28 protein-coding genes are annotated in these 24813 nt (G+C 65.5%); 25 read left to right on the top strand and 3 right to left on the bottom strand.

Going from position 1 to position 24813, the window contains the following annotated elements; all coding sequences use genetic code 11:
* Positions 1–26: 26 nt before the first annotated feature.
* Positions 27–1103 carry a methyltransferase gene (locus tag PG900_RS15015; RefSeq protein ID WP_270831742.1) on the bottom strand — a complete coding sequence of 359 codons (1077 nt, stop codon included), beginning with the start codon at positions 1101–1103 and terminating at the stop codon, positions 27–29.
* 18 nt (positions 1104–1121) lie between these two features.
* Positions 1122–1586 carry a hypothetical protein gene (locus tag PG900_RS15010; protein WP_011707164.1) on the bottom strand — a complete coding sequence of 155 codons (465 nt, stop codon included), beginning with the start codon at positions 1584–1586 and terminating at the stop codon, positions 1122–1124.
* A gap of 176 nt (positions 1587–1762) precedes the next feature.
* On the opposite strand from PG900_RS15010, the gene PG900_RS15005 reads away from it, so the two are divergent.
* The 18 genes from PG900_RS15005 (at position 1763) to PG900_RS14920 (ending at position 17578) form a co-directional block, all read left to right on the top strand.
* A complete protein-coding gene (locus tag PG900_RS15005) occupies positions 1763–2476 on the top strand; it encodes a beta-ketoacyl synthase chain length factor (RefSeq protein ID WP_270831741.1) in 714 nt (237 codons plus the stop codon).
* Positions 2461–3219 carry a lysophospholipid acyltransferase family protein gene (locus PG900_RS15000; protein WP_130631786.1) on the top strand — a complete coding sequence of 253 codons (759 nt, stop codon included), beginning with the start codon at positions 2461–2463 and terminating at the stop codon, positions 3217–3219. The genes PG900_RS15005 and PG900_RS15000 overlap by 16 nt, the downstream gene beginning before the upstream one ends.
* Positions 3220–3236: 17 nt before the next feature.
* On the top strand, positions 3237–3503 hold the full coding sequence (locus PG900_RS14995) for a phosphopantetheine-binding protein (protein WP_029299230.1): 267 nt from the start codon (positions 3237–3239) through the stop codon (positions 3501–3503).
* Positions 3504–3506: 3 nt separating this feature from the next.
* Positions 3507–3755, top strand: a complete 249-nt coding sequence (locus PG900_RS14990; RefSeq protein WP_011707160.1) for an acyl carrier protein — start codon at positions 3507–3509, stop codon at positions 3753–3755.
* A 19-nt stretch (positions 3756–3774) separates the two neighbouring features.
* Positions 3775–4362 carry a hypothetical protein gene (locus PG900_RS14985; protein ID WP_016351791.1) on the top strand — a complete coding sequence of 196 codons (588 nt, stop codon included), beginning with the start codon at positions 3775–3777 and terminating at the stop codon, positions 4360–4362.
* Positions 4359–5735 carry an AMP-binding protein gene (locus PG900_RS14980; RefSeq protein WP_270831739.1) on the top strand — a complete coding sequence of 459 codons (1377 nt, stop codon included), beginning with the start codon at positions 4359–4361 and terminating at the stop codon, positions 5733–5735. Before PG900_RS14985 ends, PG900_RS14980 begins: the two co-directional genes overlap by 4 nt.
* Positions 5719–6090 (top strand): ApeI family dehydratase, encoded by a 372-nt coding sequence (locus PG900_RS14975; RefSeq protein WP_270831737.1) that lies wholly within the window; start codon positions 5719–5721, stop codon positions 6088–6090. Before PG900_RS14980 ends, PG900_RS14975 begins: the two co-directional genes overlap by 17 nt.
* Positions 6087–7790 carry a glycosyltransferase family 2 protein gene (locus tag PG900_RS14970; RefSeq protein WP_270831736.1) on the top strand — a complete coding sequence of 568 codons (1704 nt, stop codon included), beginning with the start codon at positions 6087–6089 and terminating at the stop codon, positions 7788–7790. The genes PG900_RS14975 and PG900_RS14970 overlap by 4 nt, the downstream gene beginning before the upstream one ends.
* Positions 7777–9339 carry an HAL/PAL/TAL family ammonia-lyase gene (locus PG900_RS14965; protein WP_270831735.1) on the top strand — a complete coding sequence of 521 codons (1563 nt, stop codon included), beginning with the start codon at positions 7777–7779 and terminating at the stop codon, positions 9337–9339. The genes PG900_RS14970 and PG900_RS14965 overlap by 14 nt, the downstream gene beginning before the upstream one ends.
* A gap of 141 nt (positions 9340–9480) precedes the next feature.
* Positions 9481–9906: an acyl-CoA thioesterase gene (locus tag PG900_RS14960; protein WP_024943602.1), complete on the top strand. Its 426-nt coding sequence runs from the start codon at positions 9481–9483 to the stop codon at positions 9904–9906.
* Entirely contained in the window at positions 9903–10517 is a 615-nt protein-coding gene (locus tag PG900_RS14955; RefSeq protein WP_270831733.1) for an outer membrane lipoprotein carrier protein LolA, read from the top strand. Before PG900_RS14960 ends, PG900_RS14955 begins: the two co-directional genes overlap by 4 nt.
* A 50-nt stretch (positions 10518–10567) precedes the next feature.
* Positions 10568–12928 (top strand): MMPL family transporter, encoded by a 2361-nt coding sequence (locus PG900_RS14950; protein ID WP_270831732.1) that lies wholly within the window; start codon positions 10568–10570, stop codon positions 12926–12928.
* Positions 12925–13482: a DUF3261 domain-containing protein gene (locus tag PG900_RS14945; protein ID WP_016351783.1), complete on the top strand. Its 558-nt coding sequence runs from the start codon at positions 12925–12927 to the stop codon at positions 13480–13482. The genes PG900_RS14950 and PG900_RS14945 overlap by 4 nt, the downstream gene beginning before the upstream one ends.
* Positions 13479–14663 (top strand): beta-ketoacyl-[acyl-carrier-protein] synthase family protein, encoded by a 1185-nt coding sequence (locus tag PG900_RS14940; RefSeq protein ID WP_270831731.1) that lies wholly within the window; start codon positions 13479–13481, stop codon positions 14661–14663. The genes PG900_RS14945 and PG900_RS14940 overlap by 4 nt, the downstream gene beginning before the upstream one ends.
* Entirely contained in the window at positions 14656–15117 is a 462-nt protein-coding gene (locus PG900_RS14935) for a hotdog family protein (RefSeq protein ID WP_270831730.1), read from the top strand. The genes PG900_RS14940 and PG900_RS14935 overlap by 8 nt, the downstream gene beginning before the upstream one ends.
* A 9-nt stretch (positions 15118–15126) precedes the next feature.
* Positions 15127–15852, top strand: coding sequence for a 3-ketoacyl-ACP reductase FabG2 (locus PG900_RS14930; RefSeq protein ID WP_270831729.1), 726 nt, complete (start codon positions 15127–15129; stop codon positions 15850–15852).
* Complete coding sequence (locus tag PG900_RS14925; protein ID WP_270797718.1) at positions 15849–17075, top strand: beta-ketoacyl-ACP synthase; 1227 nt, start codon at positions 15849–15851, stop codon at positions 17073–17075. Before PG900_RS14930 ends, PG900_RS14925 begins: the two co-directional genes overlap by 4 nt.
* Before the next feature lie 89 nt (positions 17076–17164).
* Positions 17165–17578, top strand: coding sequence for a DUF2541 family protein (locus PG900_RS14920; protein WP_039214738.1), 414 nt, complete (start codon positions 17165–17167; stop codon positions 17576–17578).
* Positions 17579–17609: 31 nt separating this feature from the next.
* Here PG900_RS14920 and mog read toward each other — a convergent pair whose 3' ends face one another.
* Positions 17610–18140: a molybdopterin adenylyltransferase gene (mog, locus tag PG900_RS14915; RefSeq protein WP_016351777.1), complete on the bottom strand. Its 531-nt coding sequence runs from the start codon at positions 18138–18140 to the stop codon at positions 17610–17612.
* 398 nt (positions 18141–18538) lie between these two features.
* Here mog and PG900_RS14910 point away from each other — a divergent pair, with 398 nt between their 5' ends.
* From PG900_RS14910 to proX, 7 genes are all read left to right on the top strand, one after another.
* Positions 18539–18880, top strand: a complete 342-nt coding sequence (locus PG900_RS14910; protein WP_077095647.1) for a DUF3135 domain-containing protein — start codon at positions 18539–18541, stop codon at positions 18878–18880.
* A 235-nt stretch (positions 18881–19115) separates the two neighbouring features.
* Complete coding sequence (locus PG900_RS14905) at positions 19116–19913, top strand: threonine/serine exporter family protein (protein ID WP_011707144.1); 798 nt, start codon at positions 19116–19118, stop codon at positions 19911–19913.
* Positions 19910–20377: a threonine/serine exporter family protein gene (locus tag PG900_RS14900; protein ID WP_011707143.1), complete on the top strand. Its 468-nt coding sequence runs from the start codon at positions 19910–19912 to the stop codon at positions 20375–20377. The genes PG900_RS14905 and PG900_RS14900 overlap by 4 nt, the downstream gene beginning before the upstream one ends.
* Positions 20378–20401: 24 nt before the next feature.
* On the top strand, positions 20402–20893 hold the full coding sequence (folA, locus tag PG900_RS14895; RefSeq protein ID WP_029299255.1) for a type 3 dihydrofolate reductase: 492 nt from the start codon (positions 20402–20404) through the stop codon (positions 20891–20893).
* A 501-nt stretch (positions 20894–21394) separates the two neighbouring features.
* Positions 21395–22591, top strand: a complete 1197-nt coding sequence (gene proV, locus PG900_RS14890) for a glycine betaine/L-proline ABC transporter ATP-binding protein ProV (RefSeq protein WP_011707141.1) — start codon at positions 21395–21397, stop codon at positions 22589–22591.
* The gene (gene proW / locus PG900_RS14885) at positions 22588–23739 is read left to right on the top strand and encodes a glycine betaine/L-proline ABC transporter permease ProW (protein WP_041216264.1); all 1152 of its coding nucleotides are present in this window, start codon (positions 22588–22590) and stop codon (positions 23737–23739) included. The genes proV and proW overlap by 4 nt, the downstream gene beginning before the upstream one ends.
* The gene (gene proX, locus PG900_RS14880) at positions 23736–24737 is read left to right on the top strand and encodes a glycine betaine/L-proline ABC transporter substrate-binding protein ProX (RefSeq protein ID WP_011707139.1); all 1002 of its coding nucleotides are present in this window, start codon (positions 23736–23738) and stop codon (positions 24735–24737) included. The genes proW and proX overlap by 4 nt, the downstream gene beginning before the upstream one ends.
* Positions 24738–24813: the final 76 nt, after the last annotated feature.

Below are 24813 nucleotides of genomic sequence, written 5' to 3'. Positions count from 1 at the left end.
TCATCATCTCCATGCCGATGGCGGCATTATGGCCTCGTGTGCAGCGGGCGGGCAACCAGCAGGGTGTGGCCGGGCCCCGGGATCTCGTGCTCGGCCTCCACGTGAAAGTGGGCCTCGCGCAGGCACTGGTACAGCTGTTTGGAGTGGTAGAAGCGGCTGTTGCCGTTGGCCAGACAGGTGAAGTAGAGGGAGGTGGCGTTGAGACTGAAACTGGCGGCTTCAAAGGATTGCCTGTCCCAGAACAGCTCCAGGATGCAGACCCGGGCGTCCGGTTTCATGGCCAGCCGGATCCGGTTCAGGATGGCGACGATCTGCGCGTGGCTGAAGCAGTCGAGAAACTGGCTCATCCACCAGATGTCCGCCTCGCCGGGCAGGGGGCCCGCCTGCAGCAGATCCACCGGGTGGCCATGTACCCGCGCCGCCAGCCCCGCCTCCTCGATGTTGCTGCGGGCCAGCACCAGCTGCTCGGGCAAGTCCAGGATGGTGACTTGCAGCGCCGGATCCCGCCTGGCGCAGGCGATGGCCCACTTGCCGGTGTTGCCGCCCAGATCGTAGAGGTGGCGCGGCTCGTAGCCGAACACCTTGTCCTGGGCCTGCTGGAAGGCCCAGTCGGAGTAGAAGTGATCGAAGGCGAACCAGCTGCGGCGGGCCGGTTCGGGCAGCTCGCTCAGGTGCGGATAGAGGGTCTGCCAGGGGCCGAACTCCTGCAGACCGGCCGGGGTGCCGTCGCGGATGGCATCGAGCAGGTGGGCGAGGGGCTGATAGCAGACGTGCTGGGTGAAGTCGAGATTGACCCGGCTCATGGCGTCGTGCAGCAGGTATTTGCCGACCCGGCCCAGCACATAGTGCTCCTCGCTCAGATAGCAGAGTCCGCCGCCGAGCCCCATGTCCAGCAGCACGCCGGCGCCGTATTCGCTGAGCTGACACGCCTGGGCGATGTCAGCCAGCGCGGCCCCCTGCGAGCCGCGGGTCTCGAGATAGGCCAGCACCCCGGTTTCACGCAGGCACCAGCTGGCCTGAAACAGCATGGGCCCGAAGGCGATTTTCTGGGCCTCGCTGATGGCTTCCAGCGCGTTGTAGGGATCCGCCTGATAGTGATTCACGGGGTGGCTCCTGCCGGATCAGCGGCTCTGGGTGCGGGCGAGTTCCGCCTGAATGGCCTGGTTCAGACCCAGTACCCAGCGGTTATAACTGCGGTGGATGCTGCCCTTGCCTTTGTCGTCCAGATTGACGCTGCTCACATAATTAATGGAATAATCGCGAGCGCTATAAGGAATATTGATCACCGCCTGATGCTGGCGCACATTGACCTGGCCTCGAATTAGTCCTGGCTGCTCCTGGCGCATTACCCAGCTCTTGCTGATGCCGGCCGTAATAATGGCATTGGCCACCTGTTCTTCGGTCAGATTGAAGGGCACCGGATTGGCTGCCATATTGCGAATTGGCTGGCTGGTGGAGCAGGCGGCAAGCAGGGCACAGGCCAGCAGCAGGGATATTTTATTAATGAGTTTCATAATATTTTCCTTGGGAAGGATATTCATCAATTTGGGCGTGGCAATGAGACAACACAAATAGTTTATTTTCAATCACCAAGGCGGTTGATAATCTGCGCTGGCTATTATTTTTGATGAATAATGGTATTATCCGCCGGTATTAAGCCGATGACGCCATTCAATGTCGTGGAGCAGGCACTGCCCGCCGGGTGAGTGCCTTTTATCGTCTTCGCGTCCACCCATCGATGTAAGGACAGGTTGCCCGAAACATGCTCTCTTTCTCGCTGCTGGATAGTCAGGCCCTGTCACCCGGTCTGGCCGATGAGGCTGCCTGGCAGGCGTGGGCGCAGCAGGGCCGATGGCCGGTCGACCCGCCGTTTCCCGCCACCCCCTTGCTGCCGATGATGATGGCGCGCCGCCTGAGTCAGGGCGCCCGGCTGGCGGTGCAGGTGGGGCTGAGCCTGCTGGCCCGCCACCAGATAGACAGTGCCGTCTTCGTCAGCCGCCACGGCGAGCTGGCCCGCTCCATGACCCTGCTGCAGGCGCTGGCGGACGGGCAGGCGTTGTCGCCCACCGATTTCTCCATGTCGGTGCACAACACCGCCGCCGGGCTCTGTTCCATTCAGGGCAAGGCCGCCATCCCCATGACCTCGCTGGCCGCGGGGGAGAACAGCCTGATGGCGGGCCTGACCGAAGCGGTCTGCGCCCTGCAGGCCGGTGCCCGTCGGGTGTTGCTGGTGGCCTTCGAGGGGCCGGTGCCCGCGTTTCACCGCCCCTGGCTGGCGGAAGAGGCGCCACCCCACGCGCTGGGGCTGGTGCTGACGGCGGGCGAAGAGTGGCACTGCGCGGGGGCGCGTGGCACCGTCGAGTCGGCTGCACGCCCGCTGCCGCAGAGTCTGGCCTGCTGGCGTGCCCTGTTGCGAGGGGAGCCGACCCTGATCCTCGCTGATGACCGTCAGGAGTGGAGATGGCAGCGTTGCTGAACCGGGGCTGGCGGCTGCTCGGCACGGCTCTGGGCTTCACCCTGTTCGGGGTGGGCGGCCTGCTGCTCTCCCTGTTCTGGTTTCCGCTGCTGGCGCTCTGTCTGCGCGGCGAGCGGCGTCGTACCCTGGCCCAGCTCACCATCCGCCACAGCTTTCGGTTGTTTCTCGGCGTGCTGCGTGGCTGGGGAGTGCTCGATTACCGCGTGAGCGGCATGCCCGCCCACTTGCGCGGCGCCCTGGTGGTGGCCAATCACCCCAGCCTGCTCGATTACGTCATGCTGGCGGCCGAGATGCCGGTGTGCGACTGCATCGTCAAGCAGTCCCTCTGGCGCAACCCCTTCATCGGCGGCGTGGTACGGGCGGCCGACTATTTGCCCAACGTGGCAGGCGAGGATCTGCTGGCCCTGTGCCAGGCGCGGATCCGGGCCGGCGGCCTGCTGCTGGTGTTCCCGGAGGGAACCCGCACCACCCCGGGCGAACCCATCAAGCTGCAGCGCGGTGCGGCCCAGCTGGCGGTGCGCAGCCAGGTGCCGTTGCAACTGGTGCGGATCCACTGCAGCACCCGATTTCTCACCAAGCAGGACAAATGGTTCAAGATCCCGGAAAATAAGCCGATTTTCACCATAGAATTCCTGCAGCAAGTGGCGGCGGACGAGGTGGTCGCCACCGGCCAGAGCAGTGCGCTGGCCGCCCGCCAGTTGACCCGGTTTCTCACCCAGGCCCTGCAACCGGGGCCCCAATGACAGCATGTGGAACAGTTATGCAAGACCTGCATCTAGAGATAAAACAACTCATCATCGACAGCCTCAACCTCGAGGGGCTCACCCCTGACGACATCGACAGTCAGGCGCCGCTGTTCGGTGACGGCCTGGGGCTGGACTCCATCGATGCGCTGGAGCTGGGCCTTGCCATCAAGGGCCGCTACGGCATCGTGCTCTCCGCCGAGGATGAAAACACCCGTCGTCATTTCGCCTCCGTCACGGCGCTGGTCGCCCTGGTGCAGGCCCAGTCGAAAGGGGAGGCCTGAGCCATGACCCGTGACGACATCTTTGCCCAGATCAAGGCCGCCCTCGTCGAGCTGTTCGAGGTCGACGAAGAGGCCATCACCCCCGAGGCCCGTCTCTATCAGGATCTCGAGCTCGACAGCATCGACGCCATCGATCTGGTGGTGCACCTGCAGAAGCTGACCGGCAAGAAGATCAAGCCGGAAGAGTTCAAGTCGGTGCGCAGCGTCAACGACGTGGTGGATGCGGTCGAGCGTCTGCTGGCCGACGCCTGATGCCGGTGCATGCCCTGCCATGATGCGCTGGCTCTCCTGGCTGGCCGGTGGTGCCCTGCTGCTCTACCCGCTGGCGGTCTACTGGGGGCTGACCCACGCCGGTCAGACCCCGCTGCTGCTCGGTCTGCTGCTCATCTTCTCGCTGCGACTCTTGCCCGGCCTGCTCAAGGGGCGGGTCCGGCTCGGCCCCTTGCCGGAGTGGCTCTGGCTGGGCCGCCTGCTGGCCTGCATCGGGCTGGGGTTGACCCTGCTGTCGGCCCTGTTCAGCGCCCGGCACTGGCTGCTCTACTACCCGCTGGCGGTGAGCCTGGCGCTGCTCTGCCTGTTCGGCTGGAGCCTGACCCGTCCCATGAGCCTGGTGGAGCGGCTGGCCCGCCTGCAGGATCCCGCTTTGCCGCCGGCAGCCATCGGCTATACCCGGCGGGTGACCCAGGTCTGGTGCGGCTTCTTCGTCATCAACGGCGCGCTGGCGGCCTTCACCATCTGGCACGGGGATCTGGCGCTCTGGAGCCTCTACAACGGCCTCATCAGCTACGCCCTGATGGGCGGCCTGATGGGCGCTGAGTATCTGGTGCGCCGCCGCCTGCTCAAGAGGCTGGCCCCATGACCCTGCTGCAAACTATCTGGCAGCGGGACGGCGAGCGCGTGGTGGCGTTCGGCCCGGATGGCGAAGTGACCCTGGCCGAGCTGCGCCGTGGCAGCCTGCAGCTGGCACGGGCCATGGCCCGTCTGGCCGGCCCCGAGCGGCCAAGCATGCGCTGGGCACTCTGTTTCGATGACAGCCTGCTGTTTACTCAGGCGCTGCTCGCCTGCGCCCTCGGCGGGCACCGGGCCATCCTGCCGGGCCATCAGCGGCTGGCCGGTCTGCAGGCGCTGCAGAGCCAGTTCGACGGCCTGCTCACCGACGGCGAGCTGCCGGGTGCGGCGCTCACGGCGGCGCAGCTCAGGCTGCCGCTGCTGGCGGTGGATGAGGAGCGGGAGGCAGACGGCGCGGTCCTGCTTCCCGCGCCCGAGCGCCTCGATCTCACCCTGTTCAGCTCCGGCTCCACCGGCGAGCCCAAGGCGATCCCCAAGGCCTGGCCCCAGCTGGAGGCGGAGTTGCGGGTGCAGATGGCGCTGTGGGGCGAGCGGCTGGCGGGCACCCGGGTGCTGGCCAGCGTCAGTCACCAGCACATCTACGGCCTGCTGTTTCGCATTCTGTTGCCGCTTGGTCTCGGTATCCCCTTTGATCGTCGCAGCATCGACTACCCGGAGCAGCTGGCGCTGCAAACGGCCCCCTGGTGCCTGATTGCCTCCCCAGCGTTTCTAAGCCGGCTCGACCCGGCCATTGCTGCCGCCGGCTGCCGGTTGATCGTCTCCTCCGGCGGTCCCCTGCAACCGGGCGATGCCCAGCAGGCCAGACAGCTGTTCGGTCAGCTGCCGGTGGAGATCTTCGGCAGCAGCGAGACCGGCGGCATCGGCTGGCGCCAGCGCCACCAGGTACAGACCCCCTGGGCGACGCTGCCCGGGGTCGAGGTTCGGGTCGGCCCGGAGCAGGGGCTGCTGCTGCGCTCCCCCTTCCTGCCGACGGCGGAGTGGCTGGCCTGCGCCGATCGTATCGCCTTGCACGAGGGCGGTTTCGAGCTGCTGGGCCGCCAGGATCGGGTGGTGAAGCTGGAGGAGAAGCGCGTCTCCCTCGACGAGGTGGAGGCGCGCCTGCAGGGGTTGGCGGAGGTGGAGGCAGCCGCCGTGCTGCCGCTGCAACAAGGCCAGCGCCAGATCCTCGGCGCCGTGCTGGTGCTGAGCGAATTGGGCGCCGCCCGCTGGGCCGAGCTCGGGCCCGGGCGTTTCCTGCTGGCCCTGCGCCAGCAGCTGCGTCCCTGGCTCGAGCCGGTCGCCCTGCCGCGCAGCGTGCGCCGGGTCGAACAGATGCCCGTCAACGCCCAGGGCAAGCGCCCCTGGCCACAACTCAAGGAGCTGTTCGATGAGCCTCTCGGTTGACTCTCTGCCAGCGAACACCTTGCCCGCCGTGCTGGCCTGCGAGACGCTGGCCGACGGGGTGCGCCTGCAACTGCGGCTCGATCCCGCCTTGCCCTGGTTTGCGGGCCATTTTCCCGGTGCGCCCCTGCTGCCCGGGGTGACCCAGATCCACTGGGTGATGCACTATGCCGCCAGCCTGCTCAAGCTGGCGCAGCCGTTTCACGGGGTGGACCAGCTCAAGTTCCAGCGCCCCCTGCGCCCCGGGGCCGAGTGCAGCCTGCACCTGCAGTGGCAGGCGGACAAGGGGCAGCTTCTCTTTCATTATCTGCTCGGCGATGAGCCGGCGAGCAGCGGACGGGTGCGGCTCACCCCATGACGCCCTGCATTCTCATCCCCTGTTACAACCACGCCGGCCCGCTGGCCGCCGTGCTGGCGCGGCTGGCCGAATACGGACTGCCCTGCCTGCTGATCGACGATGGCAGCGAGCCGGTCGCCGCCGCCGAGCTGGATGCGCTGGCCGCGCGTTACCCCTGGGTCACCCTGCTGCGCCACCCCCACAACCAGGGCAAGGGCGGCGCCGTGATGACGGGGCTGCGCCGCGCCCATGCACTCGGCTTCAGCCACGCCCTGCAGGTGGATGCCGACGGCCAGCACGATCTGGCGGACATTCCGGCCCTGCTGGCCGAGGTGGACAAGTACCCGGCGGCGCTTGTCTCCGGCCGCCCGCTCTACGATGATTCCGTGCCCAAGGGGCGCCTCTACGGCCGCTACATCACCCATGTCTGGGTCTGGATCGAGACGCTGTCGTTCGCCATCAAGGACAGCATGTGCGGCTTTCGGGTCTATCCGCTGGCCGCCACCTGCGCGCTGCTCGAACGGGTGGCGCTCGGTCGGCGGATGGATTTTGACACCGAGGTGATGGTGCGCCTCTACTGGGCCGGGGTGGCGGTGCGCTTCGTGCCGACCCGGGTCATCTATCCCGCCGATGGCAGCTCCCACTTCCAGCTCTGGCGCGACAACCGCGACATCTCCTGGATGCACACCCGGCTGGTGTGCCGCCTGCTGTGGGATCAGCTGCAGCGCCTCGGCCGCTGGCCCCGCCGCCTCTGCGCCAGGGCGGCGCAGCTGTGGTGCGAGCGGCACACCCACTGGTCGCGCACCCCGGAGCGGGGATCCCTGCTCGGCATGCAGATCATGCTGACCAGCTATCGCCTGCTGGGGCGGCGCGGCTTCTCCCTGCTGCTCTATCCGGTCATCGGCTACTTCTGGCTGACCGGCCGTGCCCAGCGCCAGGCATCCCAAGCCTATCTGACCCGCCTCGAGTCCTTCGCCGATGCGAGCGGTGTAGTGCTGCCCCCTGAGCCGAGATCGAGCTTTCGCCACTTCCTGCGCTTTGGCGAGGCGGCGCTCGACAAGCTGGCGGGCTGGCGTGGCGACATCACCGAGCAAGAGGTGGAGCTGGTGGGGGCGGAGCACTATCAGGCGGCCATCAACAGCGGCCAGGGGGTGCTGCTGCTGGGCTCCCACCTCGGCGATCTGGAGTTGTGCCGCGCCCTGGGCAGCCGCAAGCAGGGGCTGCGCATCAATGCGCTGGTATTCACCCGCCATGCGGCCCGCTTCAACGCCCTGCTCAAGCAGATCAACCCGGATTCGCACCTCAACCTGATCCAGGTGCAGGAGCTGGGGGCCGATACCGCCATCCTGCTCAAGGAGAAGCTGGAGCGGGGAGAGTGGGTGGTGATCGTCGGCGATCGTACCTCGGTGACCCGGGAGAAGCGGGTGATCTGGGCCGATTTCCTCGGCGCACCGGCGCCCTTTCCGCTCGGGCCCTTCGTGCTCAGCAGCGTGCTGGGTTGCCCGGTCTACCTGATGTTCGGCCTCAAGGAGCAGGGCCGCTTTCGGGTGCATTTCGAGCCCTTTGCCGACGGCCAACCCCTGCCACGGCAGGGGCGCCAACAGATTCTTGCGTCCCGCGTGCAGGCCTATGCCGATCGCCTGCAGCATCACTGCCTGCAGGCCCCGCTGGACTGGTTCAACTTTTTTGATTTCTGGCAGCTGACCGATGAACAAGAGTGAGAAGAGAAGGGTCACCTTCGGCGCCGAGCCGCTGACCATAGAGGATGTGGTGGCTCTGGCCGAAGGGCGCGCCACCCCCGCACTGAATCCGGATCCCGCCTTCATGGCCCGCATCCAGCGGGGCGCCGACTTTCTCGACCGGTTGCTGGCCGAAGAGGGGGTCATCTACGGAGTGACCACCGGCTACGGCGACTCGGTGACCCGGCCGGTGCCGACCGAGCTGGTGCCTGAGCTGCCGCTGCACCTGACCCGTTTTCACGGCTGCGGGCTGGGGGCGGATCTCGAGCTCGATGCCGCGCGCGCCGTGCTGGCGACCCGGCTCTGCTCGCTGGCGCAGGGGGTCTCCGGGGTCAGCCCGGCCTTGCTTGAGCGGCTCTGCTGGCTGCTGGAGCAGGATCTGGTGCCGCGCATTCCCGAAGAGGGGTCGGTGGGCGCCAGCGGCGATCTTACCCCGCTCTCCTACGTCGCCGCCGTGCTGGTGGGGGAGCGCGAGCTTCATCATGATGGTGTGCTGCGCCCCGCCGCCGAGGTCTATCGGGAGCTGGGGGTCACCCCCCTGATCCTGCGGCCGAAAGAGGGGCTGGCGCTGATGAACGGCACCTCGGTGATGACGGCGCTGGCTTGCCTCGCCTACGCCCGTACCGACTACCTGATGCGGCTGGCGACCCGGATCACCGCCCTGGTGAGCGTCGCCATGGGGGGCAACGCCTTCCACTTCGACGAGCGGCTGTTTGCCGCCAAGCCGCACCCCGGCATGCAGGGCATCGCGGCCTGGCTGAGGGAAGATCTGGTGGCCGGCGAGCTGCCGCGCCACAGCGACCGGCTGCAGGACAGATACTCGTTGCGCTGCGCCCCCCACGTCATCGGCGTGGTGGCCGACAGCCTGCCCTGGTGGCGCCAGCTCATCGAGAACGAGCTCAACAGCGCCAACGACAACCCGCTGATCGACGGGGAAGGGGAGCACGTGATGCACGGCGGCCACTTTTACGGCGGCCACATCGCCATGGCGATGGACAGCATGAAGGCGGCCGTCGCCAACCTGGCCGACCTGCTGGATCGCCAGCTGGCCCAGCTGGTGGACAGCAAGTTCAACGGCGGCCTGCCGAGCAACCTCTCCGGCGCGCCAGAGGAACGGCAGATGATCAATCACGGCTTCAAGGCGGTGCAGATCGGCGTCTCGGCCTGGACTGCGGAGGCGCTCAAGCAGACCATGCCCGCCAGCGTCTTCTCCCGCTCCACCGAGTGCCACAATCAGGACAAGGTGAGCATGGGCACCATAGCGGCGCGCGATGCGCTGCGGGTGCTGACCCTGACCGAACAGGTGGCGGCCGCCTGCCTGCTGGCGGCGGTGCAGGGTGTGGAGCTGCGCCTGGCCCGGCCCACCCCCTTCACCCGTCCGCTTGGCACGGCGCTGGCCGCCATGGTTGCACAGGTGCGGGCCGAGTTTGCCCCGCTGCTGGAAGATCGGGGGCTCGAGCCCGAGCTGAGGGCGCTGATCGCCCGCATTCGCCAGCGTCACTATCCCCTTTATGGGCAGAACCGGAACTGAGACAAGGTCACTATTGATGAGACAAGCCATGCAGAATGAACCCTGGCAGATCAGTGCTGAGATCGAAGTGACCATTCCATTTCACGACGTGGACTGGGTGGCTGTGTCGCGCTGGCGGGGAGACTACTAGTGAGAACAACCATGCAGCAAGAACCCTGGCAGATCAGCACCGAGATCGAAGTGACCATCCCGTTCCACGACGTGGACATGATGGCGGTTGCCTGGCACGGCCACTACTTTCGCTACATCGAGCTGGCCCGCTGCGCCTTGCTCGATCTCATCGACTACAACTACCCGCAGATGGAGGCCTCTGGCTATCTCTGGCCCATCATCGATACCCGGATGAAGTACCTGGCACCGCTGCGCTTCGGCCAGCGGGTGCGGGTGCGCGCCACCCTGACCGAGTACCAGAACCGACTGAAGATCGACTACCTGCTGAGCGACGCCGCGAGCGGCACCCGCACCAGCAAGGGTTACAGCATCCAGGTGGCGGTGAGCAAGGCGAGCGGCGAGATGTGCCTGGCCTCGCCCCAGGTGCTGCTGGACAAGCTGGGGGTGAGCCAATGAGCCGGCTGACAAGGCCGCTGCTGGCCGGTCTGCTCCTGCTGCTGACATGGCCGCTGCAGGCGGCGCCCCTGAGCCGGGCCGAGGTGCAGCAGTTGCTCGCCCTGAGTCAGGCCAAGCAGGCCCGCTTCGAGCAGGAGAAGCAGGTGGCGGGGTTGAGCCAGCCGCTCAAAGCCTCCGGCGAGCTGCTGCTGGTGCGCGATCAGGGGCTCTGGTGGCAGCAGCAGAAACCCTTCCCGCTGACCCTTGTCCTGACGCCGACGCGCATGGTGCAGCAGATGGCGGGCCAGCCCGCCACCGTCATCGACAACCCCCAGCTGCTGGAGTTCAGCCAGATGCTGCTGGCGCTGTTCGGCTCGGACGAGGCGACCCTGAGTCGCTACTTCAGCATCGACTTTCACAGCACGGAGGCGGGCTGGCAGCTGGTGCTGGTGCCGACCCTGGCACCGCTCGACAAGGTGTTTGCCAGCCTCACCCTGAGCGGGCAGGGACAGCTGGAGCAGCTGCTCATCGCCGACAAGCAGGGTGACAGCACCCGTATCCGCTTCACGGCCTGGCAAGATCGCGCCCTGCCATTGACCCCTGAGGAGCAGGCCCGCTTTGCTGCCCACTAGCACGATGACGCGCCAGCGCGGCGCCCCCGCCAGGACGAGGAGAGCCCCTCTTGCTGCAAGCTGAAACCACCTGGCGCTGGCTCTCCTGGCTCTGGCTGCTGCTCAGCGCGCTGGCGCTGGCGCTGCTCGGCTGGCAACTCTCCCACAGCCGCATCAACACCAGTCTGATGGACCTGCTGCCCCACGAGGAGCGCTCCGCGCTGGATCCCGCCCTGCGTGAGGGCTTGTTGCGCCAGGTCGACAGGCAGCTTGTCTGGATGCTGAGCCTGCCGGCGGGGCAGGATGGCCAGGCTGCGGCGCAGGCGTGGGCAAACAACCTGCAGGCCTTGCCCGAGCTCAGCGCGGTACGCGCCGCCCAGCCGGAGCTGGCCTCCGCCTGGCAAGGCTTCATCTATGACTATGGCTGGCAGCGCCTCGACGAGGGCAGTCGGGCGCGCCTGGCCGCCGGGCCAGAGGTCTGGAGCCAGTGGGTGCTCGGTCAGATCTACAGCCCCTTTGGCGGCGTCTCCCGCACCGAGTGGCAGGCCGATCCCCTGCTGCTGACCCGGGCTGCGGTGCAGGGACAGATGGCCAGCCCCCTGCGCCTCGACCACGGCTGGCTGAGCAGCCGGGACGAGGCCGGGCGGCAGTGGTACCTGCTGCGCGCCGAGCTGGACTTGTCGGCCTTCGATCTTGCCCGCAACAGCGAGCTGCTGAGCCGGCTCAACGAGGCGGAGCAGCGCCTCAAGGCCGAGTTTCCGGGCGTGGAGCTGCTGCGCCGTGGCACCCTCTTCTACAGCCAGCATGCCAGCGAGCTGGCCCAGCAGGACATCTCCACCATAGGGCTTGGCTCCACGGTCGGGGTCTTGCTGCTGATGTGGCTGGCGTTTCGCTCGTTGCGGGCGCTCTGGATCTCCCTGCTGCCCATCGCCGTCGGCCTCGCCTGGGGGGTATTGGCGGTGCTGCTGTGGTTTGGCGAGGTGCACATGTTCACCCTGGTGATCAGCTCCAGCCTGGTCGGCATCATAGATTACGGGATCCACTTCCTGACCGAGCGGCGCCTGCATGGCCGGCAGGAGAGCCCGCACCAGACCCGTGCCCGCCTGTTGCCCAGCCTGTCGATGGCGCTGTTCGCCACCCTGGTCGGCTATGGCCTGCTCTGGCTTGCTCCTTTCCCCGGCCTGCAGCAGATGGCCCTGTGCGCCCTGGTGGGGCTGACGGCGTCGTTCATCACCGTGCTCTGCCTGTACCCGCTCTGGCTTGGGGAGTTGCCCCAGCGGGAGGCGCGCGTGCTGGTGCCGATGGCGCTCTGGCTCAAATGGTGGCGCGAGTGGCGTCTCTTGCGCTGGGGCGTGCCCCTGCTCTGGCTGACCCTGATCGGCGCGGGTTTGAGCCGGCTGGCCGTCGATGACGACATCGCCCGCCTGCAACCGCTGCCCGTCGAGCTGCAGGCCCAGGAGCGGCAGATCCAGCGCCTCACCGGCCAGCAGGGGGGCATGACCGGCTTCCTGGTGACGGCGGCCGACGGTGAAACGGCGTTGCAGCGGCTCGAGGCCATGAGCCGCAAACTGGCCGAAGCCAAGGCAGAGGGTCAGCTGACGGGCTTCGTGTCACTGGCCCAGTGGTTGCCCTCGCTGGCACGCCAGCAGGCGGATCACGCCGCCCTCACGGGCCTGTTGCCCGAGGTGGTGACGCGGCTCAACCAGGCCGGGGTGCCGGTCAAGGGCGAGCCTCGCCCCTGGCATCCTCTGACCCCGCAGCAGTGGCTGGCCAGCCCGGTCAGCGAGGGCAGCCGGCTGCTGTGGCATACCATGGCCGATGGCCGGGTGGCGCTCTGGCTGCCGGTCAACGGCGTGACCGATGCGGCCGCCGTGGCGGCCCTGGCCGCGGGGCAGGAGGGGGTGTTCTGGCAGGATCCGCGCAATCAGTGGAGCCAGCTGTTCGCCCACTACCGGGTCAAGCTGACCGAACTGCTGCTGGTGGCGATCGCCCTGGTGGGGGGGCTGCTGTGGGCCCGCTTCGGCTGGCGCAAGGGGGGGCGGATCCTGCTGATCAGCGGGTTTTCGCTGGGGTCCGGGCTGGCCCTGCTGGCCGCCTGCGGCCAGCCGCTCACCCTGTTCGGGGTGCTGGCCATGAGCCTCATCTTCGGTATCGGCATCGACTACAGCCTCTTCTTCGCCTACAGCGGCGGGGATCTCCTGCGCCAGCGTTCGACCATGTTCGCCATCCTGCTGGCCAACCTGACCACCCAGCTCTCGTTCGGTTTGTTGGCGCTGAGCCACACCTCTGCCATCGCGGGCTTTGGTCTGGTGCTGAGCGGCGGTATCTTTACCGCCTTCCTGTTGTCGCCTCTGGTGCTGGATAAACAGGGATTGGACAAGCCGGCATGTACCCCGCCGGTGCAGGGCCACCGGGAGCAGGAGCAACCATGAGACCACTGTTCGCCTTTATCATTCTCTTGCTGGCAGGCTGCAGCAGCCAGCCGACCCCCACCGCCTATCTCGACAAGGGGACCGTCATGACGCTGCCGGCCCCCGTGCTGGCCGCCCCCTTCTATCGCCAGCAGCTGCTGACCGCCAGCGTGGGGGAGAGCACTCACCAGCTGATGACGGTGCTGGAGGCCGACGGCCGCCAGCTGACCCTGGTGGGGCTGACCCCGAGCGGGGTGCGGCTGTTTCTGGTGCGCTATGACCAGCAGGGGATCTCCACCCGCCAGCTCAGCCCGTTGCTCACCACCGGCATGCCGCCGGTGAGCCAGGTGCTGGCGGACGTGATGCTCTGCTACTGGCCGCTCGCCAGCTGGCAGCCACAGCTGCCACCGGGCTGGACGCTGCGCGACGAGGGGCCGCTGCGCCGGCTGCGGGCCCCCGACGGCACTTTGGTGACCGAAATCCGCTACCGCGACGCAGACGGCGTGCGCGAGCCGGTCGGCCTGCAGCAGCATGTATTCCACTACCGCCTGCAACTGGAGACCCTGAGCCAATGAGTTGTTATATCGCCGCCTATGGCCTCGTATCGGCATTGGGGATGGGGCGCGATGCCAGCGCCGAGGCGCTGCTGGCCTGGCAGCAGTCGGGCGTGAGCCCGCTGGATCGCCACCGGGCGCCGCTGCTGGATGGCCGTCAGACCCCGGTGGGGCGGGTGGAGGGGGAGTTGCCGGCCATACCGGCGGCGCTGGCTCCTTATGCTTCGCGCAACAACCAGCTGCTGCTGGCAGCGCTGGCCCAGGTGCGGCCCGCTCTCGACGAGGCGTTGGCGGCGCATGGCCCTGCGCGAGTGGGGCTGGTGCTTGGCACCAGCACCGCCGGGATCGGCGAGGCCGAGCTGGCGGTGGCGGCTGCCCGGCGCGGGGAGGCCGTGCCGCCCGCCTTTGACTATCGCCAGCAGGAGCTGGGCTCGCCGTCGGAATTTCTGGCCCGCCACCTCGGCCTGACCGGGCCGGCCTGGACTATCTCCACCGCCTGCTCCTCCAGCGCGCGCGCCTTCATCAGCGGCCAGCGGCTGCTGGCGGCCGGGCTGGTGGACGCCGTGCTGGTGGGCGGCGCCGACAGCCTGTGCGGGCTCACCCTCAACGGCTTTGACAGCCTGGAGTCCCTCAGCTGTGCGCGCTGCCAGCCGTTTGATGAGGCGCGCCAGGGGATCAACATCGGCGAGGGGGCGGCGCTGTTTCTGCTGAGCCGCACGCCTGCGCCGCTGGCGCTGCTGGGGGTGGGGGAATCGTCCGATGCCTGGCACATCTCGGCGCCTCATCCAGACGGTATCGGCGCCGAGGCGGCGATGCAGATGGCGCTGGCCCAGGCGGGCCTGACGCCGGCGCAGGTGGGCTACGTCAACCTGCACGGCACCGCCACCCGTCTCAACGACGCCATGGAGAGCCAGGCGGTGCATCGGCTGTTTGGTGCCGAGGTGCCCTGCAGCTCCACCAAGCCGCTCACCGGTCATGCCCTAGGGGCGGCAGGAGCCATCGAGGCCGCGCTCGCCTGCCTGCTGCTGGAGCGCGCCCTGCCGCTGCCACCCCAGCGGGTGACGACGGCGGATCCGGCGCTGGCGCCCATCCGGCTGGTGAGCGGCGAGGTGCCGCTTGCGGCGCCCCGGGTGCTCTCCAACTCCTTTGCCTTCGGTGGCAACAATGTCAGCCTGCTGCTTGGGAGCGTCCACCATGAATGAGCCAAGTTCACTGCCCGCCATCGAGACCCTGCTGCCCCACCAGGCCCCCATGCTGCTGCTGGATCGGCTCTGCGCGGCGGATGCCCAGCAGGCGCGCTGCGAGACCCGCATCGGTGCTCGCCATGCCCTGCTGCTGGATAGTGAGGGCAACCTGCCCGGCTGGGTCGGCATCGAGCTGATGGCGCAGACCATCGCCGCCTGGGCCGGCATGCAGGGGCGTCTGCGCGGCGAGCCGGTACGCATCGGCATGCTGCTTGGCAGTCGCAAGTATCGCTGCCTGCACCCCACCTTTGCGGCCGGCAGCCTGCTCACCATCGAGGCTTGCTGCCTGTTGCAAGACGGCGGCATGGCCAGTTTTGATTGCCGGATCCTGCTGGCGGGGGAGGAGTGCGCCCAGGCGCGACTCTCCACCTACCAGCCGAGCCCCGGCGAATTGTCCGATTTGTTAGCCTGAGGAAGCTTCATGATCTCTAGCGTATTGGTCACGGGCGCCAGCAAGGGGATAGGCCGCGCCATCGCCCTCAAGCTGGCGGCCGACGGTTTTTCCATCGTGGTGCACTACCACAGCGATCGGGCCGGGGCCGAAGCCACTCTGGCCAGCCTGCAGGCGGCCGGTGGGCAGGGGCGCCTGCTCCAGTTCGACATCGCCGATCGGCAGGGCTGCCGCGCACAGCTGGAGGCCGACATGGCCGAGCACGGCGCCTATTACGGCGTGGTCTGCAACGCCGGCATCATCCGTGACGGCGCCTTCCCCGCCCTCACCGACGAGGAGTGGGACGGGGTGCTGCACACCAACCTGGACGGCTTCTACAACCTGCTCAAGCCCTGCATCATGCCGATGCTCGGCCTGCGCCGGGGTGGGCGCATCGTGACCATCTCCTCGGTATCCGGGCTGATGGGCAACCGGGGCCAGGTCAACTACAGCGCCGCCAAGGCGGGTATCATGGGCGCCACCAAGGCGCTGGCCCTCGAGCTTGCCAAGCGCAAGATCACGGTCAACTGCGTGGCCCCCGGCCTCATCGACACCGGCATGGTGGACGATGAGGTGAAGGCGGAGGCGCTGAAGCTGATCCCGCTCAAGCGGATGGGGCAGGCCGACGAGGTGGCCGGGCTGGTCTCCTACCTGATGTCCGACATCGCCGGCTATGTCACGCGCCAGGTCATCTCCATCAACGGGGGCATGGTATGAAGCGGGTCGTGGTGACCGGCATGGCCGGGGTGACCGCCTTCGGGCGGGATTGGCCGAGTGTGCGGGCTCGCCTGCAGGCGGGGCGCAACGCCGTGGTGAACATGCCGGAGTGGGCCATCTACGACGGCCTCAACACCCGGCTGGCGGCCCCCATCCCGGACTTCACGCTGCCGGCTCATTATCCGCGCAAGAAGACCCGTGCCATGGGGCGGGTTTCACAGCTTGCAACCGTCGCCAGTGAGCTGGCGCTGGCGCAGGCGGGGCTGCTGGACAACCCGGTGCTCACCGACGGACGCACCGGCATCGCCTACGGCTCTTCCACCGGCAGCACGGACCCCATCCGCGCCTTCGGGGTCATGCTCAACGACAAGAGCACCGCCAGCATCACGGCCACCACCTATGTGCAGATGATGCCGCACACGGCGGCGGTCAACACCGGGCTGTTCTTCGGTCTGCGCGGGCGGGTCATTCCCACCTCCAGCGCCTGTACCTCCGGCAGCCAGGGCATCGGCTACGCCTATGAGGCGATCAAGCACGGCTACCAGACCCTGATGGTGGCTGGCGGGGCGGAGGAGCTCTGCCCGTCGGAGGCCGTGGTGTTCGATACCCTGTTTGCCACCAGCCAGATGAACGACAATCCCGAGCTGGCGCCGCGTCCGTTTGACCGGCAGCGGGACGGGCTGGTGATAGGCGAGGGGGCCGGCACCCTGGTGCTGGAGGAGCTGGAGCATGCGCAGGCGCGCGGCGCCACCATCCTCGCCGAGCTGGTGGGCTTTGCCACCAACTGCGATGCTGCCCATGTGACCCAGCCCCAGCAGGAGACCATGCAGCTCTGCATGGAGATGGCGCTGGCCCAGGCCGGGCTCACGGCCGCCGACATCGGCTACATCAGCGCCCACGGCACCGCCACCGAGCGCGGTGACATTGCCGAGAGCCACGCCACCGCCGCCATCTTCGGCGACCGTACCCCCATCTCGTCCCTCAAGAGCTACTTCGGCCACACCCTGGGGGCCTGCGGTGCCATCGAGGCCTGGCTGGCGCTGGAGATGATGCAGGAGGGGTGGTTTGCCCCCACCATCAATCTGACCGAGCCGGACCCGGCCTGCGCCCCGCTCGATCACGTGGTGGGCAGCGGCCGCACGCTGGCGGTGGAGTACCTGATGTCCAACAACTTCGCCTTCGGCGGCATCAACACCTCCCTCATCTTCAAACGCTGGTCCTGAGTATCGGTGCCCTGCCTGGCAGGGCGTCGGTACAGGCTGGGTTTAGCCTTGATGAATTAATATGCCCCCCGTTTTTTTCGGGAGGCATCATGTCTTTGTTATCTGGTTTTTCTTGTGCCGCCGCGCGGCTGCGTGTCCTGCAGGGCGTTCTGCTATCCAGCTTGTTGTGGGCGCTGGCCGCCCCCGCCATGGCCGATGATGAATTTCGGCTGGGCAAGACCATTCTGCTCGGGGTCGGCGATCATCCGGCCATCATTCCCATGCTCGCCTGCCGGCCGACCAAATCCATCATGGTCAAGGCAGGGCGGGAATTGACCCTGGAGCGGGTCAAGGTGTTTTATGGCAACGATCGCAGCAAGACCCTCTATTTCGACAAGGATCTGAAAGAGGATCAGGAGTCGGGGTGGAAATCCCTCGGCAGCCGGCTCTGCATCAAGCGGATCGAGGTGTACGGCAATTCGGAAGGGAGCAAGGCCGGGGTCAAGGTATACGGCCGCAAATAAGCAAAGGGCGGGGCAAATCCCCGCCCAGCTTTTATTTCTTCGGACGGAACGGCTTGATGACGGTCTCGTCGCACTCGAGATAGGGGCCTTCCATCAGGTCGATGCAGTAGGGGATGGCGGGGAAGACCGCATCCAGGCACTCGCGGATCGACTTGGGTTTGCCCGGCAGGTTGACGATGAGCGAGCTGCCGCGCAGGCCGGCGGTCTGGCGCGACAGGATGGCGGTCGGCACGAACTTGAGGGATTCGGCCCGCATCAGCTCGCCAAAGCCTGGCATCATGCGATCGCACACCGCCTCGGTGGCCTCCGGGGTGACGTCCCGCTTGGCCGGCCCGGTGCCGCCGGTGGTGACGATGAGGCTGCACTGCTCCTGGTCCGCCAGCCGGATCAGGGTCGCTTCGATCTGCTCCTGTTCATCGGGGATCACCTGATAGACGGGTTCCCACGCCGAGGTCAAATAGGCGTTCAGCGTGTCGATGATGGCCTTGCCGGACAGGTCTTCGTAGATGCCTGCACTGGCGCGATCGCTGACGGTGACGATACCGATTCTTGCCTTGCTCATGGTCTGCTCTTGGTTGCCGCTATAAGTGGCAAATAAAATAACATAATCAGCAAGATATGTTAAACCAGCCGGATGGTGGCGCGAAGGCGAGCGTCAAATGGAAAACCATATTGGCAGCCTCCTTTCAATAAGACATAACATCGGCATATTGCCGTGCCAAAAATGTATAAACGAACCCGCCATCGATATTCAGGAATAATCGGTTGATCCATAACGAATAACCTGCCGGAGGTCCCACAGCGCCGTCATCTTTTGGCGCAAGAGGAGGGGAAAGCAGGCCCGGCGGATTGAACCGCGGCGGGGTTCGGCTTATATAACTCCATATGCGATTGGTGAAAATATGAACCGATTGTTGTTGTTTGAGTATCACCATGCAGCGGCTGGCCGCGGGAGGGCATATGGAGTTGCCTGATTTTGATACCTTGAAACGGTTGGCGGTGGCGGAGCCCGAGCGGCTCGACGAGTTGCTGCAGCAGCAGATTGAGGGGCTGATCGACCGGGTCAGCCCGCAGCAGCAAATGCGTCTGCGCGGTCTGCAATTTCGCATCGACTGTCAGCGTCAGCTGGCCAAAAACAACCTGGACAGCTGCATCCGGATTGCCGCCATGATGCACGACTCCTTTTATTCCATGCGTTGTGAAATGGTTCATCTCAATAGTCCTGATTACGCTGAACCACTGCCGGAATATAAGGAGGACAATGTCCTCTATTTCAGCGATTATTACCGCAAGAAAAAATAATATTATTCCAGAGTGATTATTGAAATATATTCCCGTTATTCTGCGCAGTTGCCGGGTGAGGCCGGCTGACCAACGTTGAACAGTTTGGCGTGATTTGTAATCCATTTGATGTATTTTTGTGTCGCCTTTTATTTTATTTGAGTTTGGTTATTGGCGTGATATGTGTAGATGTATGGCGCCGATTGTTAGGCTAATATGGCGAGACTTTTTTAATTTGCTACGACTCGAAGGGATTATGAGAAGTATCACACCAAGACGGGTGCTGTCGCGGGAGCAGCAGACGGAAATCACCCGCATTATCGTCAAGGTGGGCCAGATGCTGGCCCAGTTCGGCGCCGAGAGTCGCATCATCGAGCAGACCACGGTCCGGCTCGGCATGGCGCTCGGGCTGGAGAGCGTCGAGATGGCCATCTCCTCCAGCGCCATCGTGCTCACCAGCCTCTATCAGGGCAGTTGCGTCACCACCACCCGGCGGGTGCGCGAGCATGGCATCAACATGCAGGTGGTGTGCGAGATCCAGCGCATCTGCATCATGGCGGAGAAGGAGTTGATCGGCGCGCGGGAAGTGCGTCAGCGGCTCGATGCCATAGTGCCGTTTCACTATCATCCCTGGCTGGTGGTGCCCATGGTGGGGCTCTCCTGCGGCGCCTTCAGCCTGCTGTTTGGCGGCGACTGGCCCATCTTCCTGGTGACCTGCTTCTCGGCCTCGGTCGCCATGCGGGTGCGTCAGCTGATCGCCCGCCATCACCACAGCCCCCTCATCAACTTTGCCGCTACCGGTTTCATTGCCACCCTGCTCGCCTCCAGCGCCACCTTCTTCAACTGGGGGGCGCAGCCCTATCTCGCCATGGCGGCCAGCGTACTGCTGCTGGTACCGGGCTTTCCGCTCATCAATGCGGTTTCCGATATGGTGAAGGGTTACTTCAACATGGGGCTGGCCCGCTGGGGCACGGCGACCCTGCTGACCATCAGCGCGGCGATAGGAATTATTCTCGCCATGTCGGTGACCGGCATCTGGGGGTGGAAGGTATGATGGATTTCATCTGGCTGCTGGCCAAGGATGCCTTCTGGTCGGCCATTCCGGCGGTGGGGTTTGCCATGCTGTTCAACGTGCCGCCACGGATGTTGAAGTACTGCGCCATGGGCGGCGCGCTGGCTCACAGCCTGCGCACCCTGCTGATCCATCAGGGCATGCCCATCGAGTGGGCCACCCTGGCGGCGGCGACCACGGTCGGCTTTGTCTGCGTCTACTGGTCGCGCCGGCTGCTGGCACCGCGCCCGGTGTTCAGCGTTGCCTCCATCATCCCCATGATCCCGGGCAGCTATGCGTTCAAGGCGATGATCGCGGTGGTAGAGCTCAATATCTCCGGGGTGACCATGGAGCTTATCCAGAGCGCGGTGGAAAACGGCCTCAAGGCGCTGTTTATCGTGGGGGCCCTGAGTTTCGGTTTGGCGATCCCCTCTCTGGTCGTGTACCGTAACCGCCCCATTATCTGACCGACGGTTCGAGAGGTTGACCCCATGATGATTTCCATGATTGCCGCCATGGCCCACGATCGTGTGATAGGGCTGGACAACCAGATGCCCTGGCACTTGCCGGCGGATCTGGCCCACTTCAAGCGGGTGACCCTGGGCAAGCCGGTGCTGATGGGGCGCAAGACCTTTGAATCCATCGGACGGCCGCTGCCTGGCCGCCGCAATCTGGTGATCAGCCGCAACCCCGACTACCGGGCCGACGGCGTGGAGGTCATCGATTCGGTGGAGGCGGCGCTGGCGTTGCTGGCCGGCAGCGACGTGGCCGAGCTGATGGTGATCGGGGGCGGTCATCTCTACGGTCAGTTGCTGCCACGGGCCGACAGACTCTATCTGACCCGCATCGATCTGGCGGTGGAGGGGGATACCCGTTTCCCGGCCTTCGACGAGGGCGACTGGTCCTGCATCGAGCGTGAGTCACATCAGCCCGACGAGAAGAACCCCCACTCCTACTGTTTCGAGACCTGGCAGCGGCGCTGACGGGCGACGTTACCGCTCTGGCAGATAAAAGGCCCCTTGTGTTGCACAAGGGGCCTTTTTGTTGCCCTTAGCTGCCGCGCGAGGGATGAATGGAGCCGTTGGTCAGGGTATCGATTGACCTGCGCCCTCTCTGTTTTTCTCCCTAAAGTGGACCTAAAAAATCATTAGCTATCTAATTATTTTTTGCCATTGTCAGATGCGCGAGGTGCCTTCCTTGTTTGGCGCATATTCTTGGCCTTTTCCCGGCTTTATTTCTCAATAGTTCAGGTGTTTAGATTGAATTCATTTGCATTTCATGGCTTGATACAGGGTCTTTTACCATCTTTTGATGAATTTTTATGGTGTTAAATAACCCTTAAAAATCAATGAATTATGATTTTATCTTTTTGTTTGGACTCTTTTGGTTCTTTTGTTTTGGCTGAAAATTACTTAGTGTTAAAAGTAATTGGCTCACGTTCGACGGTTTGCCAGGCAAGTCGTCGGCCAAGAAAAAAGGACAATATGACAGTCAAACTCGAGGTTAAATCACTCTACAAAATCTTCGGCGATCAGCCGGAAAAAGCGTTCAAATTGCTGGCGAAAGGGCATGACCGCGCCAGCATCCTGCAAAAAACCGGGCAGACCCTGGGGGTCCAGGATGTCAATCTGGCCATCGACGAAGGGGAGATCTTCGTGGTGATGGGCCTCTCCGGCTCGGGCAAATCCACCCTGGTGCGTCTCTTCAACCGGCTGATCGAGCCGACCCGCGGCCAGGTGCTGATCGATGGCGAGGACATCGCCGCCATCTCCGACAGCGAACTGCGTCAGGTGCGGCGCAAGAAGATCAGCATGGTATTCCAGTCCTTCGCCCTGATGCCGCACCTGAGCGTGCTGGAAAACACCGCCTTCGGGCTGGAACTGGCCGGTGTGCCGCTGGCGGAGCGCCAGCAGAGCGCCCGCCAGGCGCTCCATCAGGTGGGTTTGGGTCAGTGGATTGATGCCTTCCCCGATGCCCTCTCCGGCGGCATGAAACAGCGGGTCGGCCTGGCCCGCGCGCTGGCCAACGACCCCGACATCCTGCTGATGGACGAGGCTTTTTCGGCGCTGGATCCGCTGATCCGCACCGAGATGCAGGATGAGCTGCTCAAGCTGCAGGCCAGCCAGCAGCGCACCATCGTCTTCATCTCTCACGATCTGGACGAGGCGATGCGCATCGGCGATCGCATCGCCATCATGCAGGACGGCCAGCTGGTGCAGGTCGGTACCCCGGACGAGATCCTCAACCAGCCCGCCAACGACTATGTGCGCGCCTTCTTTCGCGGGGTGGATCTGGCCAACGTGTTCAGCGCCCGCGACGTGGCCAGCCGCAAGCAGATGCCGCTCATCAAGAAACACACCACCGACGGGCCGGGCAACGCCTTGCGCCAGCTCAAGGAGCAGGAGCGGGAGTTCGGTTACGTGGTGGATCGCCGGCGTCGCTTCATCGGGGTCGTCTCGGTGGAGTCGCTCGGTCAGGCGGTCAGGGCTAAAGGTAGCCTGGAGCAGGCGCTGCTGGCGGACATCCAGCCCATTCTGGCGGACACCGCCCTCAACGAACTGATCAGCCAGGTGGCGGCCGCCCCCTGTCAGGTGCCCGTGGTCGAGGAGGATGGCACTTACCTGGGCCTCATCTCCAAGGCCAACCTGCTGAACACCCTGGACAGGAGTACCCCGGCATGAAGCGGATGAATCCCCATTTTTTACTGAGCGGGCTGCTGGCCCTGGTGCTGCTGACGAGCCCCTCCCTGCGTGCCGATGAGGCTGCTGTCGCCCCCTGGGGGGCCAGTGCGGCTGCCACCGAGGTTGCCGATCCCTGGGGCAGTACCGACACTGAGGCGACCGACTGGCAGAACCAGATCGAGGCGGTCGACACTACCGCCGCCGTCGACTGGCTGGATCCCTTCCAGCAGGCGCTGGTGCCGCTGGATAGCTGGGTCGAGGGCGGCATCGGCTGGCTGGTGGACAACCTGCGACCCGTGTTTCAGCTGATCCGTGCGCCGGTGGAGCTGGCGCTGGGCGGCATGACCCATCTGCTGCAGACGGTGCCCTCCACCCTGATGATCGGCCTGCTGACCCTGATCGCCTGGCAACTGGTGAACGGTCGCATGGCGCTGGGAACCCTGTTCTCGCTAGTGGTAGTGGGCCTGATCGGCGCCTGGTCCGATGCCATGGTGACCCTGTCGCTGGTGCTGACCTCGCTGTTCTTCTGCGTGCTGATCGGGCTGCCGGTCGGCATCCTGCTGGCGAGGAGCGAGCGACTGTCACGTTGGACCCGGCCGCTGCTGGATGCGATGCAGACCACCCCGGCCTTCGTCTACCTCATCCCCATCGTCATGCTGTTTGGCATCGGCAACGTGCCCGGGGTGGTGGTGACCGTCATCTTCGCGTTGCCGCCGATGATCCGGCTGACCATGCTGGGCATTCGTCAGGTGCCTGCGGATCTGGTGGAGGCGGCCCACTCGTTCGGCGCCAGCCCCTCCCAGTTGCTGTTCAAGGTACAGCTGCCGCTCGCCATGCCCACCATCATGGCCGGGGTCAACCAGACCCTGATGCTGGCACTCTCCATGGTGGTGATCGCCTCCATGATCGCGGTGGGGGGCCTCGGCCAGATGGTGCTGCGCGGCATCGGCCGGCTCGACATGGGGCTCGCCTCCATCGGCGGCCTCGGCATCGTGCTGCTGGCCATCGTGCTCGACCGCCTGACCCAGGCGATGGGACAGCCGGATCGCAGCCGTACCGGCCGCTGGTATCAACGCGGCCCCGCCGCCCTGCTGCTGCGCCTGCTCGGCCGCGACAAGTCTATCGATTACAAAGGAGTAAATGCATGAGACTCATCACCAAGACGCTGACCCTGGGGTCCCTGCTGTTGAGCTCCCAACTGCTCGGCCCGCTCGCCATGGCCAGCACCGAGCTGCCGGGGGAGGGCGTGCGCGTCCAACCCCTGCAGAGCTCGTTGCCGGAGGAGAGCTTTCAGACCCTGCTGGTCAGCAAGCTGATGGCGCGCCTGGGCTATGACGTCCAGCCAGCCCAGGAGGTGGATTACAACGTGGCCTACGCCTCGGTGGCGCAGGGGGATGGCACCTTCCTCGCCTTCAACTGGATACCGCTGCAAAACAACAAGTATGAGCAGGCGGGGGGGGACAAGGTGTTCTTCCGTGAGGGCACCTATGTGGCCGGGGCCGCCCAGGGCTATCTCATCGACAAGCAGACCGCGACCCGCTACGGCATCACCAACCTGGGTCAGCTCAAGGATCCCAAACTGGCGGCGCTGTTTGACGGCGATGGCGACGGCAAGGCCGATCTGGTGGGCTGCAACCCGGGCTGGGGCTGCGAAGAGGCGATCAACCGTCATCTGGCCGGGTTTGGCCTGACCCCGACCGTCACCCACAAGCAGGGCAACTACGCGGCGCTGATCGCCGATACCCGTGCCCGTTACCAGGCCGGCAAGCCGGTGCTCTACTACACCTGGACTCCCTACTGGCTCAGCAGCGAGCTGGTGCCGGGCAAGGACGTGGTGTGGCTGGAGGTGCCCGCCGACGGCCCTGATGCGGCCAAGACCCGGCTGCCGAACGGCAAGAACTACGGCTTCCCGGTCAACACCATGCACATCGTCGCCAACAAGCAGTTCGCCGAGGCCAACCCGGCAGCCGCCAGGCTGTTCTCCATCGTCAAGCTGCCGCTTAATGACATCAACGTCCAGAACGGCCTGATGAACAAGGGTCAGAACAAGCCGGCGGACGTGGAGCGTCACGCCGACGCCTGGCTCAAGGGCCACGAGGCGCTGGTGAACGACTGGCTGACCCAGGCGCGCGCCGCCGCCAAGTAATGAGGGGCGGTAGCTCGCTCTTTGCGCAAATAAAAACGCCCGGCAGTTGCCGGGCGTTTTTTTATGAAAGCCGTGC

It is taken from the genome of Aeromonas sp. QDB03, assembly GCF_027707985.1.
Taxonomy (GTDB): Bacteria; Pseudomonadota; Gammaproteobacteria; order Enterobacterales; family Aeromonadaceae; genus Aeromonas; species Aeromonas hydrophila.
Note: the sequence above shows the minus strand (reverse complement) of the source record. Positions and strands in the feature narration are given on the sequence as shown.

Coding starts and splice junctions, on each gene's coding strand:
- PG900_RS15005 (WP_270831741.1), top strand. CDS start 1,763: ATGCTCTCTTTCTCGCTGCTGGATAGTCAGGCCCTGTCACCCGGTCTG.
- PG900_RS15000 (WP_130631786.1), top strand. CDS start 2,461: ATGGCAGCGTTGCTGAACCGGGGCTGGCGGCTGCTCGGCACGGCTCTG.
- PG900_RS14995 (WP_029299230.1), top strand. CDS start 3,237: ATGCAAGACCTGCATCTAGAGATAAAACAACTCATCATCGACAGCCTC.
- PG900_RS14990 (WP_011707160.1), top strand. CDS start 3,507: ATGACCCGTGACGACATCTTTGCCCAGATCAAGGCCGCCCTCGTCGAG.
- PG900_RS14985 (WP_016351791.1), top strand. CDS start 3,775: ATGATGCGCTGGCTCTCCTGGCTGGCCGGTGGTGCCCTGCTGCTCTAC.
- PG900_RS14980 (WP_270831739.1), top strand. CDS start 4,359: ATGACCCTGCTGCAAACTATCTGGCAGCGGGACGGCGAGCGCGTGGTG.
- PG900_RS14975 (WP_270831737.1), top strand. CDS start 5,719: ATGAGCCTCTCGGTTGACTCTCTGCCAGCGAACACCTTGCCCGCCGTG.
- PG900_RS14970 (WP_270831736.1), top strand. CDS start 6,087: ATGACGCCCTGCATTCTCATCCCCTGTTACAACCACGCCGGCCCGCTG.
- PG900_RS14965 (WP_270831735.1), top strand. CDS start 7,777: ATGAACAAGAGTGAGAAGAGAAGGGTCACCTTCGGCGCCGAGCCGCTG.
- PG900_RS14960 (WP_024943602.1), top strand. CDS start 9,481: ATGCAGCAAGAACCCTGGCAGATCAGCACCGAGATCGAAGTGACCATC.
- PG900_RS14955 (WP_270831733.1), top strand. CDS start 9,903: ATGAGCCGGCTGACAAGGCCGCTGCTGGCCGGTCTGCTCCTGCTGCTG.
- PG900_RS14945 (WP_016351783.1), top strand. CDS start 12,925: ATGAGACCACTGTTCGCCTTTATCATTCTCTTGCTGGCAGGCTGCAGC.
- PG900_RS14940 (WP_270831731.1), top strand. CDS start 13,479: ATGAGTTGTTATATCGCCGCCTATGGCCTCGTATCGGCATTGGGGATG.
- PG900_RS14935 (WP_270831730.1), top strand. CDS start 14,656: ATGAATGAGCCAAGTTCACTGCCCGCCATCGAGACCCTGCTGCCCCAC.
- PG900_RS14930 (WP_270831729.1), top strand. CDS start 15,127: ATGATCTCTAGCGTATTGGTCACGGGCGCCAGCAAGGGGATAGGCCGC.
- PG900_RS14925 (WP_270797718.1), top strand. CDS start 15,849: ATGAAGCGGGTCGTGGTGACCGGCATGGCCGGGGTGACCGCCTTCGGG.
- PG900_RS14920 (WP_039214738.1), top strand. CDS start 17,165: ATGTCTTTGTTATCTGGTTTTTCTTGTGCCGCCGCGCGGCTGCGTGTC.
- mog (WP_016351777.1), bottom strand. CDS start 18,140: ATGAGCAAGGCAAGAATCGGTATCGTCACCGTCAGCGATCGCGCCAGT.
- PG900_RS14910 (WP_077095647.1), top strand. CDS start 18,539: ATGGAGTTGCCTGATTTTGATACCTTGAAACGGTTGGCGGTGGCGGAG.
- PG900_RS14905 (WP_011707144.1), top strand. CDS start 19,116: ATGAGAAGTATCACACCAAGACGGGTGCTGTCGCGGGAGCAGCAGACG.
- PG900_RS14900 (WP_011707143.1), top strand. CDS start 19,910: ATGATGGATTTCATCTGGCTGCTGGCCAAGGATGCCTTCTGGTCGGCC.
- folA (WP_029299255.1), top strand. CDS start 20,402: ATGATGATTTCCATGATTGCCGCCATGGCCCACGATCGTGTGATAGGG.
- proV (WP_011707141.1), top strand. CDS start 21,395: ATGACAGTCAAACTCGAGGTTAAATCACTCTACAAAATCTTCGGCGAT.
- proW (WP_041216264.1), top strand. CDS start 22,588: ATGAAGCGGATGAATCCCCATTTTTTACTGAGCGGGCTGCTGGCCCTG.
- proX (WP_011707139.1), top strand. CDS start 23,736: ATGAGACTCATCACCAAGACGCTGACCCTGGGGTCCCTGCTGTTGAGC.